Annotated in this window: 16 protein-coding genes; all 16 read left to right on the top strand. The window is 52.8% G+C overall.

The window, feature by feature from the left end; genetic code table 11:
* The first annotated feature begins 362 nt into the window (after positions 1–362).
* Entirely contained in the window at positions 363–2,534 is a 2,172-nt protein-coding gene (locus PEL01S_RS29925) for a zinc-binding metallopeptidase family protein (protein WP_127462837.1), read from the top strand.
* A 122-nt stretch (positions 2,535–2,656) separates the two neighbouring features.
* The gene (locus PEL01S_RS29920; RefSeq protein WP_010497257.1) at positions 2,657–3,082 is read left to right on the top strand and encodes a hypothetical protein; all 426 of its coding nucleotides are present in this window, start codon (positions 2,657–2,659) and stop codon (positions 3,080–3,082) included.
* Between the two features lie 89 nt (positions 3,083–3,171).
* Positions 3,172–3,615, top strand: coding sequence for a DnaJ domain-containing protein (locus PEL01S_RS29915; RefSeq protein WP_063186545.1), 444 nt, complete (start codon positions 3,172–3,174; stop codon positions 3,613–3,615).
* Between the two features lie 27 nt (positions 3,616–3,642).
* Positions 3,643–4,194, top strand: coding sequence for an FHA domain-containing protein (locus tag PEL01S_RS29910; RefSeq protein WP_010497254.1), 552 nt, complete (start codon positions 3,643–3,645; stop codon positions 4,192–4,194).
* A gap of 51 nt (positions 4,195–4,245) precedes the next feature.
* Positions 4,246–4,776: an FHA domain-containing protein gene (locus PEL01S_RS29905; RefSeq protein ID WP_063186543.1), complete on the top strand. Its 531-nt coding sequence runs from the start codon at positions 4,246–4,248 to the stop codon at positions 4,774–4,776.
* Positions 4,776–5,627 (top strand): PP2C family protein-serine/threonine phosphatase, encoded by an 852-nt coding sequence (locus PEL01S_RS29900; RefSeq protein WP_108531020.1) that lies wholly within the window; start codon positions 4,776–4,778, stop codon positions 5,625–5,627. Before PEL01S_RS29905 ends, PEL01S_RS29900 begins: the two co-directional genes overlap by 1 nt.
* Positions 5,628–5,633: 6 nt before the next feature.
* Entirely contained in the window at positions 5,634–7,343 is a 1,710-nt protein-coding gene (locus PEL01S_RS29895) for a PP2C family protein-serine/threonine phosphatase (protein ID WP_127462831.1), read from the top strand.
* 6 nt (positions 7,344–7,349) lie between these two features.
* A complete protein-coding gene (locus PEL01S_RS29890) occupies positions 7,350–8,627 on the top strand; it encodes a normocyte-binding protein (protein WP_127462830.1) in 1,278 nt (425 codons plus the stop codon).
* Positions 8,618–9,316 (top strand): iron-dependent peroxidase, encoded by a 699-nt coding sequence (locus PEL01S_RS29885; protein WP_127462829.1) that lies wholly within the window; start codon positions 8,618–8,620, stop codon positions 9,314–9,316. Before PEL01S_RS29890 ends, PEL01S_RS29885 begins: the two co-directional genes overlap by 10 nt.
* A gap of 259 nt (positions 9,317–9,575) precedes the next feature.
* Positions 9,576–12,224 (top strand): Hsp70 family protein, encoded by a 2,649-nt coding sequence (locus PEL01S_RS29880; protein WP_127462828.1) that lies wholly within the window; start codon positions 9,576–9,578, stop codon positions 12,222–12,224.
* A gap of 10 nt (positions 12,225–12,234) precedes the next feature.
* Positions 12,235–13,008: a DNA and RNA helicase gene (locus tag PEL01S_RS29875; RefSeq protein WP_127462827.1), complete on the top strand. Its 774-nt coding sequence runs from the start codon at positions 12,235–12,237 to the stop codon at positions 13,006–13,008.
* 32 nt (positions 13,009–13,040) lie between these two features.
* Complete coding sequence (locus tag PEL01S_RS29870; protein ID WP_127462826.1) at positions 13,041–14,063, top strand: YiiG family protein; 1,023 nt, start codon at positions 13,041–13,043, stop codon at positions 14,061–14,063.
* Positions 14,064–14,542: 479 nt separating this feature from the next.
* On the top strand, positions 14,543–15,133 hold the full coding sequence (locus PEL01S_RS29865) for a hypothetical protein (protein ID WP_127462825.1): 591 nt from the start codon (positions 14,543–14,545) through the stop codon (positions 15,131–15,133).
* Positions 15,134–15,172: 39 nt separating this feature from the next.
* Positions 15,173–15,700: an imm11 family protein gene (locus PEL01S_RS29860; protein ID WP_127462824.1), complete on the top strand. Its 528-nt coding sequence runs from the start codon at positions 15,173–15,175 to the stop codon at positions 15,698–15,700.
* A gap of 1 nt (position 15,701) precedes the next feature.
* Entirely contained in the window at positions 15,702–16,076 is a 375-nt protein-coding gene (locus PEL01S_RS29855; protein ID WP_063186524.1) for a DUF4280 domain-containing protein, read from the top strand.
* 36 nt (positions 16,077–16,112) lie between these two features.
* Complete coding sequence (locus tag PEL01S_RS29850) at positions 16,113–19,037, top strand: contractile injection system protein, VgrG/Pvc8 family (protein WP_127462823.1); 2,925 nt, start codon at positions 16,113–16,115, stop codon at positions 19,035–19,037.
* Positions 19,038–19,057 lie beyond the last annotated feature (20 nt).

The raw sequence follows: 19,057 nt of genomic DNA, 5'->3' as shown, positions 1-19,057 counted from the left end.
AACAATCGGCAGGACTATGCCGAAAAATTAGTACAGCGGGAAATAGTAAAAAAATACAGTTTTGTTAAGTTCGACACATTTTTGAAGGGGAGATGATGAAAAAGGGAATGAAAGGGTGGGTTTATATGGTTAATTCAGCATATAACAGAAGGGCCAAAAAATAAATGTGTTTGCTCAAAAATGGGAAAATAGTACTTAAATTACTAGGATAAAAAGACTATAAATATCCATAGTTGACAAAATAAAACATCAGACTCTATGATTAGACCTGTGTTTTCGGCCATCATCCAAAAATGCTCGGAAAGGAGTAGGCTATAAGAATCATGCGCCGGTTCCGGCAAGTTTTTATAGCCGACAGCTCAATGGACATCATCAATCAAACGAACCGCACCATGCTCTTCGAAGAGATCAACCCGGAAAAGCTTGATCTCGTCACGATCGTCGGGGACGTCAGAGGCATCGACAGCTTGAGCGACGACAAGATCAAGGAGATTAACCAGCATCTGCTCGTTCGCAGCTTCGACGAGTTTTTGGACAAATTTTCGCCGACCGTTTACTCGTTTTTCAATGCGGCCAACCAGAAGGTTATGTATACCCTCAAGAAGCCGGAAGGGATTGCCGAGGACAGCATTTCGGAGATCAAGATCGACCAAAGCAACGATTTTCTGAAAATGCTGTTCACGCTGATCGACACGAAGCGCAGCCAAGGCATCCCTAACGTGGACTTCAAGTTTGAGAATCTGCTCGACATGATCTCCCCGAAAAAAGTCATGGACGACATCCGCCAAGTGCGCAAGGAAATCCATTATTTGTACGGGCAATACGACAAGCTGGACGACGGCGATCCGAAAAAGCTGGACCTCGGGGACAAGCTGAACATCATGTTCGAGGACGCCAGCAAAAACTATAACAACGTCATGGCCATGCTTCCGCTGGCGATCGAAGACATCAAAACCCGCCTTCTTCTTGGAGGGGCGCAGGAAGAGAACGAATCAGAAGCGATCCAGATCGGGATGCTGATGATCGGCGATTCCGGCGAGCTGAAAATTATCGAATCGCCGAAAGCGGACACGATGCAGCTCATGATCGCGGACGACAGCAGCGCGAACGGCTTGATCAACGTATTCGAGGACGATTACGAGTCCGTGTCGGATACACCTTCCGCCTACGTCAAAGATCTGGTCGTGCGGACGTTCTGCCCGCTGCCTGCGGTACAAAGCGAGATCGATACCGAGAAGGAAGTGCAGAACTACAATACGTACCTGGAGTTTTACAAAAACGCCAAGGACGAGTTCGTGAAAACCGTCAAGCCTTTGGTGGAAAAATTGTTGGGCATCAAAATGTTCTTCGACCAATACTCCACCAAAAACAAAGGCATGCAGCCTTCGATGCTGATCACGAACACCAAGCTGGACATGATCGTGAAAAGCAGCAACATTCCGAGGCTGGAAACGTACCTGAACACGGTCAACTCGAAGAACGATTTCACCGACACGATCTGGTTCGGCATCGTTCCTTCGGTACAGCTCGATTCGTCCGGCGCTTCGAAGGTGAGCCGGGAGCGGTTCCGAGGCAACGAAAAGGTCGCCAAGCAGGACGGCAACACGATGGAATCGCTCACGATGCTGCTGCAGGTGATCAAGGACTTCAAGGTACAGGTGTTCTTCAGCTTCGAGACCGGCGAAGAAACGACGTTCAACAGTATGGCCACCGCCGGCATCGACAAGTATATCGATAAATGCGGCTTGCTGGTCCGCAAAGAATTCAGCGAATTCGCGGTACCGTCGGTTCCGAACTTCACGATTATTCCGAAGGACAAGTCCGGTGTCGTCATCGACAGCAAAATGCTGCAAACCGAAGACGGCGGCGTCAAGCTGTCGCAGGAGAAGGAAGACATTCTGAAGCTCTGGATCGAAGGCGTCTACGTCGGCGCAGCCTATGTGGCGGCGGGGATCGTGGCGGCCTACCAGTGCCCGGAATATTTGCGCGAATCGTTCAAGACGGTCAGCCGGGAATTCCCGGGCGTGCGCTTCGATATTGAGGCCGGGGAGAACGGTCTGCGCGCCATCACGACGATGGCAAAGGAAATTTCCGGCTTCACGAACAACATCAAGGATTCGATCAACCGGAAAAACTTCGGCTTCGTGTTCTCTTCCGAGAACGCACAGCTGCAGGGCAAAGACATCAAGCGCATCACGGTCTACAAAGCGAGAAGCCTTGCGTCGACCGACGACGGCTTCGATTCGATCTACAAGACGCTGGTCAGCACGTATATCGAACGCATCCTGCGTTTCCAAACCGGCGACTTCAAACATGACAACATCGTTAAATTTTTCAGCAACAACCCGAGCAGCCAAAAGAGCAAATGGCTCGGCACGCGGGGATACGTCAACTCGATCATCCAGGACGGGGACGACATGAGCTACATTATCGATGATAAGAGCAACATGTGTCATATCGACCTGGTCTTCAACGGCAACGTGAAGAACCTCGAGGTGATGATCACGAAAGGGACCACCCCGGTTAAAGGGTAACGATGCTGAACAAACTTATGCGGTTGTTAAAGGAGAGCTTTCGCAAGCTCCCCTTTCAACATAAATCCCGTCAGCGCCAGACGCTGTCGGGGACCATACTTACCTTAAGGGAGGATTTATCTATGGGCTTCAGACTGAAAGTAGAAGGCGCAGAAACAATCGAATTGGGCATGGACAACATTCAATCGGTGATTTACGACACGGATACGCCGAACGACTCCAACGCGAGATCGACCGACGTAGGCGCGTTCCTGAAAATCTCCGGCAAAATCATCACCGCAACGGACGGCGACAGCGCCGACGACACGATGAAGCTTGCTCTGTGGTCGCTCGTACCGGCTGAGAAGTCGGACTGCTACCGCAAAGTGACGCTGGAAGTGATTGCTGCCAGCCAAGTGGTGCGCAAAATCTACTTCCCGAACGCGTTCGTAGTTGACTATCAAGAGCGTTTCGGCGACACGGAAGGCGTAGGTACGTTCACGCTCTTCATCAAGCAAAAGAAAGACAAAACGGAATTCGCCACAATCGAAGGCGGATACGCGAACTAATCGGCTTGACCGGTTATTGCAAGCAACAGGAGTTAAGGGGCCGTTCCGCCCCTTAACTTTCTCCATTTCCGGCGGTAAGGATGAATCCGATGAACAATTACTATGAGATTCTGGAGGTCGAACGCAGCGCCTCCCCCGAAGAAATCAAGAAAGCCTACAAGCGGCTCGCCAAGCTTCATCATCCCGACGCCAACGGCGGCAGCAAGCAGGCGGAGCTGAAATTCAAGCAAGTGACCGAAGCGTATCAGACCTTGTCCGACGCGTCGGCGAGGCAAGCCTACGACGAACGTCTGGACCACAAGAAGGAAGGAAAAGCCGGTTCGTCATCCGGCGCCGGCACCAAGACGAAGGAGCGGCGCGCCGAGAGCGGCCAGCCCCAGTTTGACCTGAAAGATATGGAAAAGCAATTCGAGCGTTTTTTCGGCTATCATCCCAAAAGCGGGGAAGCCGGGATCAAGAACAAGAGCGAGACGAAAAATCCGGTCGATACGACGGCCATGTTCGAGAAATATTTTGGCATTCGAAAAAAATAAGCACATCCTGTTCCAACGGGGGAACCAATGTTGAGCGAAAAAAAATCCGTATGGGTAACTGTAGTCAACGTGCTGATCGCGCTGGTCGCGGCTTTTACCCTGGTTTATACGTATATATGGAACACCAACGTCGCCCTGAAGCTGTTCGTCGCCGTCTTTTTCATCATCGGCTTGACGGGAATGGCTTGGCGAAAGTACGGGCGGACGGCCGCGTCGGCGCCCGAAGCCAAGAAGGAAGCGGCGATTACGAAGCTGGCGCTGCTTGGCGATGACGGCGATCGGATCAAAGAATGGTACATCCACGGGGAGACGTCGCTTCTGATCGGGAGAAGCTCTTCCGATCTGGAGGTGCAGATCGATTTGTCGGGCACCGAGTATGCCGCCCTGGTCAGCAAGCAGCACGCGGTGCTGAACTACGCTTCCGGCAACTGGTACATCGAAGACCTCGACTCCAGCAACGGCGTCGGCATCAAGAAACGTGGCGAAAGCGGCAAGCGGCTGCTGAACGGCGATGAGCCCGAGCAAGTGCATTCGGGCGATACGATTTACATTGCCAATACGCGGCTGTTGGTCAAGTAAGGCAATTCGGCTTTGAGCTTTGAGAAGAAGCAGACGGGGGAATGGATATCAATGAGTTTGACAAGATGCGCCAACGGACACATGTTCAGTACGAGAAAGCACGGCAGCGTATGCCCCTATTGCAGCATGGTCGTGGAGCCGGCTTCCAAAGCCGAGAGCAAGAAAGCGGCAAGAGTCCAGGAGGACGAAAAGACGATGCCTTATCTGGGGGAGTCCGAAGGCATTGAGCCGGTGACCGGGTGGCTTGTCTGCATCGAAGGACCGCAGCAAGGTCAGGATTACCGGATCATGGCGGAGAAAAATTTCATCGGCCGGGCCGAGGATATGCACATCCGGATCATTGGGGACAACACCATCTCCCGCCGGAATCACGCGGTCGTCGTGTACGACCCGAAGAAGCGGAATTTTTTCCTGCTGCCGGGCGATGCGTCGGGGCTCGCTTACCATAACAACGAAGCGGTGTACACGCCGGTCGAATTAACCGCGTACGATGTCGTGCAGCTCGGACTCAGCAAGTTTCTGTTCATTCCGTTATGCGGAGTGCATTTCGAGTGGGACCAAGATCAATCGGGTAAGGAATGATGAGCATGCCGGAACAACACGAATGGCTGCCTTACGTTATCGTCTGGGCCTGCGCCTGCACCCTTGTGGTTTTGTTCCGCATCAGGAGAGGTCTGCTTCATCAGGACAACGCTGTTCCGAAGATCGAGATCGGCAACGGCCAGACGATCGGGGCGCGCGAGGAGCAGGACGACTATTTCTCCACCTTCGTCAGCCCGCACGGGACGATCGCCGTTCTGGCCGACGGCATCAGCGGACTGTCGGGAGGCAGGGCGGCGAGCACGGCTGCCGTGACGACGTTCGTCAAACAGTTTCTCAAGCTGGAGCATATTCGGGAGCTTCCCGAATTTTTCACGACTGCGGCTGTAGCAAGCAATGCGGAAATCATGCATACCCTGAAAGGGGCGCAGGGAGGAACGACACTGGTCGCCGTTGTGGTGGAAGACGGCAACCTTCACTGGGGAGCGGTGGGGGACAGCCTCATCAAAATTTTCCGGAACGGGGACTTCATTGACGTCAATCAGAAGCACATTCTGGAGTCGGTGCTGGAGGAACGCTTTGTATCCGGGGAAATTACGCGGGACGAAGCGCTGGACAGTCCGATGAAGAACCATCTGGTCAACTATTTGGGCTACGAAGGCTTCAAAAATATCGAGATCGGCACGGAGCCCGTACGGCTGCAAAAGAGGGACAAAGTCATCCTGTGCAGCGACGGCGTGTACAATACGCTCACGGAAGTGGAGCTGGAGGACATTTTGTCCAAACCGATTTCGGCCTACGACGCTGCCCAAGAAATCATCGAAGCGATCGAGCGGAAGCAGCTCACGCACCAGGACAACGCGACCGTCGTGATTTTGGAAAAAGGCTGGTAGAACCCGATGCGTAAGGAAAACAGCGATTTCAAAACGAGCTTTCTATCCGAGGCGGGGACGTTTATCCGCAACAAGGATTATTTTGCGTTTACGGAGCAGGACGATAAAGCTTGCTATGTGATTGCCCGAGGGCTTGATTCCGATACGGAGAAAGAAAGCGCCGAACTGGCGGTCAAGAGCGTCCTTGGCAGTTTTCTAGATAAGCCGACGCTGTCCCGGCGGAAGCTGAAACGGTATTTGTGGGAAGCGCACGAATTGCTGCAGATCGAAAGCCGTCGGGTCCGGCGTAAGGTCAGTCTGACGCTGGTCGCTACGGACTACACCCGGATGGTGTGGGCGGTATCCGGGAACACCCGGCTGTATCAATTTCGCAATGGAAGATTGCATACGAAAAGCAAGGATCAGAGCTTGTCGCGGTCGATGGCCGATGCGGGGGAGCTGTCCGAGGACCGGCTGGACAAGCACGAGGAACGGCACAATCTGCTGTGGTATATGGGGAAGCCGGGCGCTTTCGAGCCGTTCGTTTCCAAGAAGACGGTGCTGTCCGAAGGCGATGTCCTGCTGCTCTGTACGCCGGGGATTTGGGAGAACGTAGACGGCGCAGAGATGCTGGATGCGCTGGAAGAGGTCAAGGAGCCGGCGGAGCTTGTCGATACGCTGGAGGATGTACTGCTCAGCCGGCAGAATAAGCAAGTGCCGAATTACACGGCTGCGGCCGTTTATGTCAACAAAGTGTTCAAGGAAGACCCGAAGAAAAAATGGAAAATCATAAAAAGGATCGCCCTGGTGCTGATTCCTCTCCTGCTGCTGGGAGGAGGAGCCTATTATTATACATACAAGACCGCCAAGGCCAAAGTGGAGGCGGCGGCCGCCATCCTCGAGCGTGAAAAAAGCGGCGACGAGGCGGTGCAGGAGAAGGATTATCCGGGTGCCGTCAAGGAGTACAGCGAAGCGCGCAATGCGGCGATCAAAGTGAGCGATGTCGTCCATATGCGGCTCATCGGCAAAAAGCAAAAGACGGCGCAGCTCATCGTGGACGGAGATGGCTCCTTCAAAGACGGAAATTATGTCAAGGCGCTCGACAGCTACGAGAAGGCACAGAAGGAAGCGAAGCAGCAAAGCGTATACGATGAGAAGGATATCGAGAGCAAAATTGCCAAAGCCCGCACTTACCAGCAAATTACGGAGCTGATGAAGCAGGGGGATCAGAAGCTGCAAGCGCAGGATTACGAAGGCGCCAAGGAAACTTACGCGAAAGCGAAAAAGGAAGCGCAGCAGGCCGATTTTGCAAGCGGGGAAAAGGAGCTGTCCTCGAAGCTGGAGGCAGCGGACGCGAAGATCGCCGGCGTCTTTAAGGAGAAGAAGCAGCTGGACGCCGACAAGCTGGAGAAGAAGGGCGACCAGAGCTATACGGCGCAGGCTTATGAGCAGGCCGTAACCTCCTACGCCATGGCGCAGGAGATTTATCAGGAAATCAACATGCTGGAGAAGGTGCTGGGCGTCGAGCGGAAAATTACGAAGGCCCAGGAGAAGCTGAACCCGCCTCCGCAGCCGCCCCAGCCGGCCGGAGCCGACGGAGCTGCGGGAGGCGGACGCGCTCCGGCAGCTCAAGGCGCAGGTGAAGCGGGTGCGGCAAACCAAGGGGCTGCCGGTCAAGGCGGAGCCAAAGCGGCAAGCGGCGGTCAGGCCGAGAAGACCGAGGGAGGAGGCAAGTGAGTTCCCATGAAAGACATCTTGCTGGACAGGCTGAGCCGAATGGAGGATCTCGAACAGCGCAAGCTCTTGAAGCAGATTGTGACGGGCGTCTTTTTGAACCTGGTGGAGTATCAGGAGGACTTGAACCGCAAGCTGGAGGAGCGCGTGTTTAACGAGGTGGAGGACCAGGAGGACCGGGACGACATCTATGTGACCTTATGTGCCCGGGAAGAGATCGATCCGATTCACGAGTTTCTGTACCCGATGCTTGCCGCCGACACCGAGCCGAAAACGTGCGACCTGCGAAGCGTGACGGAGCAAATGCAGCGCGGGGAAGAGGCGCTGCTGATGACGCTGTTTTTACAATGCGATTACTCCAGGCTGAAGGAGCTGCTTCGGGGCAAGCGCACGTTCCGGGGAGAAATCGTGACTACAGGAGGCACCCGGTCCATACAGGTGCGTCTGCGGCAAAACCAGACGTATATCCGCGAGCTGGAAAAGCTCTATTTTATTTTCCAAAAAAACAACGTGCCGTGGAAGACGGTGAATCATCCGTACGCGGGCAAGTTTTTCGACGTGCTGTGGACCGGCGGGGAGCAGCCTTCGGGTCCGGAGGAGGAGCTGCTTGAGATCCGGATATTCCTTGAGGAATTCGAAGCGTACAAAAAGCTGGACATGGTGCCGATGTGGAACATCGAGCGCCTGGAGCTCAAAAACGTAGGCTTTCCGGTACCTGCCGCCGACCGGATTAATTTCGAGCATGTACTGTCCTTGCGCAAAACGGGGACGCAGCACGGCTATTTGGTCGACGGGGACGAGGCGCTGATCCGATATATCAAGCGGATGCCGGAGGAACTGACCATCGTGTCCCCGCAGGACAAATCCGGGAACTGGAACGTGCTGAAAATTACGCAGCCGACACCGACGAAGCTCGGCCGGCTGGCTTACGAGCTCGTTTCGAACAAGCGGAAAAGCAGCTTCACCGGCCGTTTCTCCCGCAAGCATCCGGTCGTCGTCCGGGCGAAGGGCGAGATAGCGCGGATCGCGGGCTCCTTCGAGGCTTCGGACGATCTCGAGCTGGTGCAGGTCGAGATTATGGACGAGGCGGACGGGAAGGAAGTCACCTATGGGATGAACCCGTTCATCAGCGACAACGTGCGGGTGGAGAACGACAAAAAACGGATGCGGCTCCGTTTTAGAGCCCGTCGGAGCGGAAGCTTTATTTTGCAGGATTTGATGAGCTTCGTCGTTTCGGAGATCCAAATGTATTTTCCAGAATACGTCTGCGAAGGGGAATGGGCTTGAATTACGTATGGGATCTGGTCATTCGGGCTGCGGACGCGGGCACGCCGAAGGATGACCTTTATTTTGCCCCCGCCAAAGTATACTCGCCTTATATGGAGCTGAGCACCGAAACGCTGAATGCCCGCACCGTCGAAGAGCGTACGGTCGAAGTGAATCCGTATTACCGGTTTTACGATATTTTCCGCGATCTGTTCGATATTAACAATCAAGAGGATTCGGAATTCCGGCGCACGCTGTTCGATCTTGCGATGCATTTCTTGACCGATATCGACCTTATGCAGGGGATGAACAAGCGGGAATTTTATATCCGGTTCGTGCTCCGGGATATGGAAGCGGGGCTGTTCGGCGATGGCGTTCGGGACCGGCTGAAGCTGCTGAACCGGGAGGAGCGGGAAGTCGTGGCCTGCAATCTGCTGCGGCTGTACGAGACGGGGGAAGCGGTGTATCTGTTGAAGGACACGATGCGGAAATTGTTCAAGCACTCGACGATTTACGCGAACTGCGAGGAAAAGGACGAACTGCTGTTCTACGTGGGACAGCGGGAAAATGAGATCACACGGGCGAAGCTGGAACTGATCAAGGACCTGTTTCTGCCCGTGCGTTTTCATACGGAGACGTATTGGGAGCATCATTTCGGCATTGTGGACGTTGAGGACACGATGCGCGTGGATCAGATCGCGATGTATTAATTTTGATGTCCGGTGAATACGAGCGGAGTAAGCGGAATCGTTCTGGAGAAGCGTTAGCGTTCGCCTTTGTCCCCGGATTCTCCCCGCCAAATGGTTATTGAATCCAAGAATCCGTGGTCGGGGGTCCCCACAAAGTACTCTGATTTGCTTCCATGGATAGACTTCACTTTGTGGGGTGGGGCAGCGATCGGAAGAATGATCCGCTTGCGCAGCGGACAGTTATTCACTGGACTTGGTCCTCTACGAAAGGAGCGGAGACATGAGAACGTATAAGCTGCATTCGCCGAAGAACGGCGGCACGGAAGAGACGAGCAAGGTCAAGTACACGCGGGACGAGCTGTCGGAGATGACGACGCTGCAATTGCGGAGCATCTGCCATAAGGAAAAGCTGGTCGAGGGGCTCTCGGGACCGCTCGACCGCGAAGCGCTCATCCGCACGATTCTGAAATACCGCAGCGCGGAGCAAAGCCTGCTGATCCAAAGCTACGACGAGCACGGATGGGAGCGCGTGGAGGCGGTGATCGCCCGGTATTTGAATACGCCGCTACCGGATGACGGCAGCATTCAAATTCCGGCCAAGGTGACGCTGTACGACGGACTTAAGGTAGATAAGCTGGACCAATACCGGGTCAAAGCACCGGGCACCGTCACCGAATCGAACGTGCTGCTCGTCAACGATCATATGGAGCTGTGCGGCATTATGAATCTGGTCAAGGACGGGTCGGACCCGGGCATGTACTGCCTGACCGCTTCTAATGAAATGTCGTTTCGCCGCACCTCGAACAAAAATTACAGCTTCCTGCTGTTCCGCAAGCAGGATTCGGAATATGTATACCAGACTTACGCCCGCAACAGGCCGTTGCCGCCAACGAATCTGCACTACTGGCGGATTCCGATTCCCGAACTGGAAATCCGGGATCTGGAAGATACCGACGCGGTGCTGGCCATCGATTTCGGAACGTCCAACACAACGGCGGGCGCCTATTTGGACAGCAGCTACATTTCCAATCCCTCCCGCCATGATCTTTTGAACGGGACGCTTCGGTTGAACAGCATCAATCTGGTGAAATTCCCGGTGGCCGGCGGCAAACGGGAGGAGTGGATCGAGCTGCTGCCGACGATTGTCGCCGTAGCGGACTGCTCGGATACGCAGCAGGTGAAATATTATTTTGGCCATGAAGCCATGAAATTTATGAAGAAGAACGGGTATACCGGCCATGCTACCGTCTTTCACGGCATCAAGCGTTGGGTCAACCGGTATAAGCTTCCCGAGGAAATTGTGGACGGACAAGGGAATACGGCGGTCGTCCGTAGAAACGACATTTTGCGCGCCTATCTGCTTCACGTGATCGAGACGGCGGAGCACCAATTCAAGTGCCGCTTCCGCAAGCTGCACATTTCCAGCCCTGTGAAGCTGAAGACGCAATTCGCCGAAATGTTCGCGGAGCTGCTGCCGGATTACCGCATCGAATCGGACGACGCGCTGGACGAAGGGATGGCCGTGCTGTTCAATACGATCGCCGATCAGATCGAGAAAAATACGTTTGCGGACGGCGAGACGTATAACGCGCTTGTCATCGACTGCGGCGGGGGAACGACGGATTTGTCTTCGTGCCGGTTTCGGATCGAGGACGGACACATCTCCTACAAGCTGGATATTCATACGGCCTACGAGAACGGCGACACCAATTTTGGCGGCAACAACATTACATACCGGATTTTGCAGTTCATGAAAATCGTCTTTGCCGACTATTACACGAAGGGCGGCAGCGTGCCGGATATCGACAGCCTGATCGGCATTCCCGGCCCAGACTTGTTCCGGCATGTGGACGAATTCGGCGTCGAATCGGTCTACGAACGCTTTGAAGCGCGCTACCGCGAGGCGGAACATATCATTCCGACCCGGTTCAAGGATTACGAAAACCGGACGCGGGAAGAATACCTGCGGGTAAAAAGCAATTATTACTTTTTGTGGGAAATTGCCGACTGCATGAAGAAAGAGTTTTTCCGCAAGACGGGCATTTTGCGCAACCGGTTCGATTCGCAGACCGGGGACCGGCAGGAGCAGGACCTGAAAATTACGGCGGTGGACCGCTGGTGCCTGTCCGCCTACGAGAACGGCCGCATGAAGGATATCTACGAATTCCCCCGCGTCGTGTTCAATATTAACGAGATCAACCTGTTGATCAAAGCAGATATTTACGACATCGTGCGCAAGTTCCTGGAAGACTTTTATCAGGACGGACGGCTGCAGGAATACTCCATCATCAAGCTGACCGGCCAATCTTGCCGCATCGACAGCTTCCGCGAAGCGCTGAAGGAATTCGTCCCCGGACGCAGCATCGAATTCCGGCAAAAAACCGAGGAAAGCGACAGCGTTCCGGAATTGAAGCTGGCCTGTCTGCGGGGAGCGATTCGTTATCTCAGCGCGAGAAAGGCGGGCACGATCGAGGCCTATATTACGAATCATGCCCCAGTCGTCCCTTATACCGTCAGCGCCTTCACCCACAGCCGTCAGGAGAAGCTCTTGATCAGCAGCCAGGAAAGGTTGAATCAGGTGCAGGGGTCCATCTCCCGGCCGTTCGAGGTCAAGGAGGTGGAGCTCTTCTTGAAGGGAAGCGACGGCGCCGTGCGCCACAAGTATGCGTATGCCAACGAGCCGGGAAGCTTCGAGCCGATCCGCTATGAGGACATCGCCGGACGGTACGGGGCCAAGATCCCACAGGACGACACGGATTCCATCCAGAACGGCGAGGTCAAATTTTTCGTGTTCGCGGAGGACAACGAGTGGGGCTTCCATGTGGTGCCGGTTGCGCGGGAGGACGAGCAGCTGTACTTGGGAAGCAAGCGGTTTTTTGCATTCGAAAACGATCTGTCGGAGCTTGATTTCTTTGACGGCTGGAAATAGGAGGTAGCGGATGTTCTCCAATATATATCCGAATTTTCATAAAGGCCGGATTCTGAAGCGGGAGATGCTGGAGAGCCTGCGGGACTACCCGAGGCAGCTCGCGGACCTGTATTTTCAGTCCTACTCGGACGGCATCGTGGCGGGGGCCGACGTAAGAGTGGAAGCGGAACAGCTTGTGGTCGGCTGCGGGATCGTCAAGCACGGCAGCCGGCTGTATACGCTGGAGGAGGAGCAGCAGGTGCCTTACTCCGCGACCGGCAAGGAGACCGTGCTCAAAATCCGCTTTCACGCAGCGGAGGAGCAAAGCGATTATACGGTGTACGACGCGGAGCTCGTCCTGGACGAGGAGGCCGCCGGCGGCAGCGAGCTGGAGCTTGGGCGGTTCAAGCTGAAGGAGGGCGCGAAGCTGCGGTCGGAGTACCAGAGCTTCGCGGATTTTGCCACCGAGTTCAATACGTGGAACATGATCCACGCGGCCTATGCGGGCGTCGGGCAGCGCAGCGTTCACCCTGCGTTGATGCGGTATTTTGCCACCCAACTGCTCAGCCGGGGCAGCACGAACCCGTACGACATCGCTTTTGCGATGCAGTGCATGAGCCAGGAAGCCGTGGACCGCGAGCTGATCCTGCATTATATCGGCACCCGGCTCGGCATGGGCTATAAGCCGTACGACAACGGGCAAATTCACAAATATTTGGGACGCATTCTGGACGATGTCCAAGGCGGAAACCGCAGAGGGCCGGATCTAAGGCCCGGTGGTCCGCGACGGATGATTGTGGAGTAGCCGAAACTGACTGCGAGAGGAACTTACGAATTATGAATAAACGTTTGACGATCCTGTCGCTTGGCGTGGCCGTCTGCGTATCCCTCAGCGGCTGCGGCTCCATCGGCAAAATCGCGGAGAAGGTAAAAGAACAGACCAGCCAAGCGAAGCAAGAATCGAATTCAATGCGGGATACGGCAAAATATAATACTTACATCGGCTTAAGCAACTATTTGACTCAAGGACTGAATAAGACGTTTGAAGGTTATTTCAAGGAGTTTGGCGAGGAGGAGGAACTCCACGTCCGCAAAAATTTTACCGGCTTAAATACGTTCCCTATTCTGCAAAGTCATAAGGACGATGTGGATAAAGCGCTGGCATTCGCCTCGAAGGAGCCTTCCTTCCAAGCTGCCGACGAGTCCGTCAAGGCTCTGGCTCCCAAGCTGAAGGAGCTGATGGAAACGACGGGCGAGATGCAGACGTACTATCAGGCCAAAACGTACACCGAAGACGAGTTCGCCAAAGGCAAGGAGCTGCACAAGAAATTGCTTGTGCAGTTTAATGATGTGTCGGATTTAGCCGACAAGTTTTTTGCCGATTTTGCCGTCATCACGGAGCAACGGAAGAAAGAAGACCTGGAAGAGCTCAAGAAAAGCGATCAACTGGTCCGCTACCATGCGATGAGCATTGTCAACCGGGCGCAGGACATCCAGAAGGCGTTTGACAAAGCCGGGGTGACCGACGACAACGTGCTGGATTTCGACGCGAACCAATACGCCGAGCTGTACAAGCTGCTGACGGAAGATATCGACAAGTTTACGGAGCTTTCGAAGGATCAGGAGAGGTTGAAGAAAGAACGGGTGCAGATCGTTCCTGTGTTTACCGACAGCATTCAGCGGGTGAAGACGTCTGCCACCGACCTGATGGAGATTTTGCAGACCAAGGACACGACGATCAGCAGCGATATGAAAGGGAAAGTCACGACAGGCGGAAGCAACGTGCCGCTGAAGAACTTCGACAAGCGCGTCTCGGCGTTGGTCAATTCGTATAATACGATGATCGGCTTGAGCCGTTGATCAAGGAGAGCATTTATGGACATACAAGAGAAGACTGGGACCGTATGGTGAAGGATAATACAGAAATAAGCGCTCCGGTGGAATTCCCCTCAAAACAGACAAATACGTATTCTCCTCGTGGCGCAAAACCGATTCGATGAGCGAAATGATAAAACGAAGCCTCATTGCCCCCGAACCAATTTTGATGAAAAGGTATTCGTGGAAGCGTTTTTTTTACAGAAAGTGAAGTATGTAAACCGCTATGGGTATCCAAGCCAGTAACCCTTAGGAAGATCAAGTTTGCGAAAACTTGAAAACACTTAGCCATGAATTCGGGTGCATTTTGCATCCACAAAATCTTACATCAACTGCAGCTTTTTCAAATAATGGGTCAAACCATACAGAATCGGAAACCGGGATCATGATAAAATGGAAAGAACATACATTCTATGCTGCTTTTAGAGCAGCAGAGCCAAACTTGAAGTGGAAAGGTACTTGATATGACCAGACAAGAGGCCTTGAAGCATTTTTGGGAAACTTACGTCAAGGAAAAGCAGAAGGAGTACATCGAGAAAGCGGAGGAAGAATACCATTCCCGCAAAGACGAGCTGGCGAAGGATTTTATTGAGTCTTTTCGCCGTATTTGTCTGAATATTAAAGAAATGCAATCTGCGGGGCAAAAAGCAAAGATCGGGTATATCAATTATTCCATGAGGCGCACTTATCTATTGGAAAGAAAGCACGAGCATGTTGTTGAGGCGTTCGACAAGGACTGGTATTTCGATACATATCCATGCCGAGGAACGTACGATTCGGAATGGGCCTTTAAATATTTGGACGCGCTGGAAGACGAACTGGAGCAGCTCGGAAAAAAGTACATGGGCAAAATTAACAAGCCCGATATTGAACGAATCAAGCTGGAGGCGGCCGCTGCCTTTAACCAATCAATTGTCGTATTGGTCAAACAGGCGATGGCTGATGCAATTCGACTGAAAGAGTTCGATGAAATTGTCCGTGAACCGGGCTTAGAAGTCCGGGTGGGGGAACACAAAGGCATCAGCGAAGTCGTATACAACGAAGAGTCCGTATAGGAGGAAAGCCTCTGTTGTTGAGGTTAGGTAAAGTTTGCCATGGAATATTATATCTTAGCTCAGGATGAACGTATAACCGAGTTCGAGGAACCGGCCGGGATCGCCAAAAGCGTGGACCAGCGTTTGCTGCGGGACGAAGAAGGCCGCGCCGCACTGGAGCATACGATTTTGCAGTTTTATACCCAAGGGAAAGGCGAATATATCGATTTCATCCAAAGGCCGATTCCACTAGTGTCGGATGCTTTAAAGGCAATTTTCGAACGGTATCAGCCGAACGTATACTATAAGCTGGTTGTTCTTGCCGATGTCAAGGCGATGAAGCAGAGCCTGTATTGGATCGCTGTGCCGGAAACAGTTAATAGCCTGTCGGAAGAAAGCGAATGGAACAGGAGCGATACGCTAAAACGGCCTGTGCTTGAGCCAAACCGGCTTGGACATTACAAAATATTCAGAATCGCAGAGCGTCTGGAGGATTTTATTGTCGTTGATCTTGATGTGGCGGAAAGCATACTCAGGTACGGTCTGAAAGGAATAACCCTCAAAAAAATAGACGTCAGGGGGATGTAAAATGAACTTCAGCTATGTGGTAGAAGGCGCCTTCCTTCAGTGTAGTTGTGGCAGCGCGAAAGCGACCTTTAAGGCATCGGCCGGACGAAACATCACCATTAACGGGAAGCCGCAAGGAAATGTACACGACTTCAAGCCGGGACACAACATTCCGGCATTTGGCATGTGCAGCAGCACCGCTAATCCGGAAGTTGCCTCCGCAACAGCCGCCAACCAGGGGCAATTGAAGAAAATGCCGTGTAAACCGGCCATTACGGTGCCTTGGCTGAACGGGAAATCGGATGTGATGATCGATCAATTCCCCGCCCTGCTGAATTGCTCGACCAATCTATGCATGTGGAAGGGGCAAATTACCGTTGAGCAGGACGGTCAATAGGCGAGGCGTTTGTTTATTGGAGAGGAGGTTGCTTCGATGGTGCAGCAGGTAATTGAAGCGACGCATCGTCGTTTGAAGATCAAGGCGCCCTATGAGATTGTGGCGCTGTTGGATTTTAAGCTGGTCAAGAAGGTTGGCAGTCATGGCGAAGTATACTTTAAAGCTGTCGTATCGGATGACCACCAGAAAAAGTTTGCGGATTTGGCTCAGTTTGACGAGCAGATCGAGGTGTTCGAGACGGTTGATAATCAGGAACCTTGCTGTTTGTTCAAAGGCACCGTAACAGAGATGGAAATACGTTTTAACAACGGTAACTATGTGATGGTTGTCCGAGGTTTGTCGTCCTCCTATCAAATGGACAGGCAGGTGCGCAGCCGTTCTTTTCAAAAACGTGACATGACCTATACGGAGCTCATTCGCAAGGTCATCGGAGAGTACGGCAATTCGGATTTTATCGATTTGACGGCGGGCAGCAAGACGTTGGATGAATTTACACTTCAATATCAGGAAACGGATTGGCAATTTTTGAAACGAATGGCTTCCCGTTTTTATACCGATGTAGTCGCAGATGTTACCTCGGAAGAACCGCGATTCTGGTTCGGCATTTCCCGGGAGGAAGTTAAGGGAAAGTTAAACGGAACGAACTATACGACCGGAAGACATGCGGCGGAGTCCGGTAAAGCGATCGTGAACGGTGACTGGGGGAAAGCGGACGAACAGGAGTTCATGTATTACGAAGTGGAGTCCGACCAGATTTTTGACATCGGGGATGTCGTACAGTTTAAGAACAAAGCGCTGGTCATCAATCGAGTGACTGCGAGCATAAAGAGCCAGGTGTTGAAGTACGATTATGTGCTTGTCCCGGAAGCCGCTCTGAAGCGCAGCCGGACCTTCTGTCCTCAACTCTCGGGTACTTCGCTGGAAGGGAAAGTCAGTGAGGTGAAGGACGAAAAGGTTCGCTTGGATCTGAAAATAGATGAGGGTCAAACGCAGGAGAAAGATGCGTCCTGCTGGTTCCCCTACCCTACGTACTATACCAGCGACAACGGAATCGGGTGGCATTGTATGCCCGAACTTGGAGATACGGTGAGCTTGTATTTTCCATCCCGCGAGGAAAAGGATGCAGTCGTCAGTCATGCCTTGAGAAAGCATATCGTCGGCGGGGATAAAATCAATGATCCTCATACGAAGCGGCTTCGGACCAAGGGGAAGAAGGAAGCGCGGTTTGACAAGAAAGAAACGGCGCTGGCAAGCAGGGAAAACCACCTCTTTATCAAGCTCAACGAAGGAACCGGAGCCGAATTGTACAGCAAAGGCACCATGCTTCTCACCACAGGCGAAGATATCGTCATGCATGGCAAACGTGTTGAGATTACAGCAGCCAAAGAGCTTAGCGTATCATCGAAGGCGAGTAAAATCCGGATGGACGGAGAGACCCATATTAAAGGAACCCGCGTTTTAACGGCCTCCATCCCCAACGAGGAGATCAAGGCCTATAAGTCACTGCAGGAGGAAATGAGTGGGGGGAAGAACTACCCGGATTGGGCGCAGTCGCTCCTTCTCAAATACAAGGCGGACTACTACCGTGCCATGGCGGCCGGTGACGAGAAGGGCATGAAGGAAGCAGCCGAAAAGGCGAAGCATGTCCGCGACAAAGTTGACGAGATTCACGCGATGCCGCCGTGGGCGCAAGCACAGATGAACGAGTATACGGAAAAGTGGTACGAAGCGAGTAAAACGGGCAATAAAGCGGTTCAGGACTATTGGCATGCAGCGGCAAACTCCCTCAGAGATAAGGTACAGATGATCGCTCTGATCCGAAACAGCTCGCCGGATTCGTACAAGGATGCCAATCGCTTGGAGGAATTAACACAGCAATATTCGGACGCTCAAAACAAGCTGACGCCGGACAGTACGCTAGCCATCTCCAAGAGTGCCGATGCGATCAGGGCAAAATACGGTGTGAGCCACCGCGCGGCGCGGGAGAATTTGAATCTGTTGGCCAAAAAATTCCCGAATGATTTTAAATATCGGTTGGATGTAAATGACGAATGGGATTTCGCTTTGAAAGACGCGCTGAATGATTTTGCTGCCAAGTATGGGTTAGCAGGCAAGAACCATACGAGAGAGCTGCTGGAAGCTTATGCATATCAGGTAGCGCACGGGATTCTGCCCTGGCCGAACCCGCATAGCAGCGCAGGCTCACCGCCTGCCGCCAAGCCAAGTCCGCAAGGAGGGACACCGCCTGCCAAGCCGGCACCGGGAAGTCCTGCGCAACCTCCGAAAGGACAGCCTACACCTGCTCCGGGGAATGTAAGTGATAACGGCAAATATATCGTGGCCAAAACAAAAATTGATGACTATGTCAAGCAAAAGAATTATGGCGGAAATCAAGCAAGGGCAATGTATAGGATCAACGAGTATACGGATCATGGAGAGATCAAAAAAATGCTGGCTAAAAATAGCAGCGCACCGCTAGTATTTTTCTTTGAAGGCGACGGTTCATACAGCCGGCCACAGGCAGTTCATCATAAAAACGGAAGATTCGGTGCCATTGTCATTGTAGTAATCCATGGTGAGATTAAATATACCAGCGTAAACGCAAGTACCTTGCCTGATGATGAGAATGATGCAGAAGTCGCAACCACTAAGGAAGGTGTGTATGAATTTATTGGCGGGTATCACGCAGGTCAGTATCCAGCCTTACGTGTTCGAAATGGCGCTAAAGTGCCCGCGACCTATGGGAAAAATAAAAAAGAGGGTATGGCTACCGGGATTAACGTTCATAAGGGATACAACACCGATACCCCAGGCAAGCCAACATCTGTGGGCTGTTTAATTATTCATAAAGACGAGTACGTTCAATTTTTAAAAGCAGTCGGGGTAGTGAAAAGCTCGCTCAATGACAAACCTAAAGATTTAGTGGGATTAGTTATATTAGATCGTTCAGATAGAAAATAGGGGCTTTGTGTGCGAATTTG

It is taken from the genome of Paenibacillus elgii NBRC 100335 (assembly GCF_004000865.1).
Taxonomy (GTDB): domain Bacteria; phylum Bacillota; class Bacilli; order Paenibacillales; family NBRC-103111; genus Paenibacillus_G; species Paenibacillus_G elgii.
Note: the sequence above shows the minus strand (reverse complement) of the source record. Positions and strands in the feature narration are given on the sequence as shown.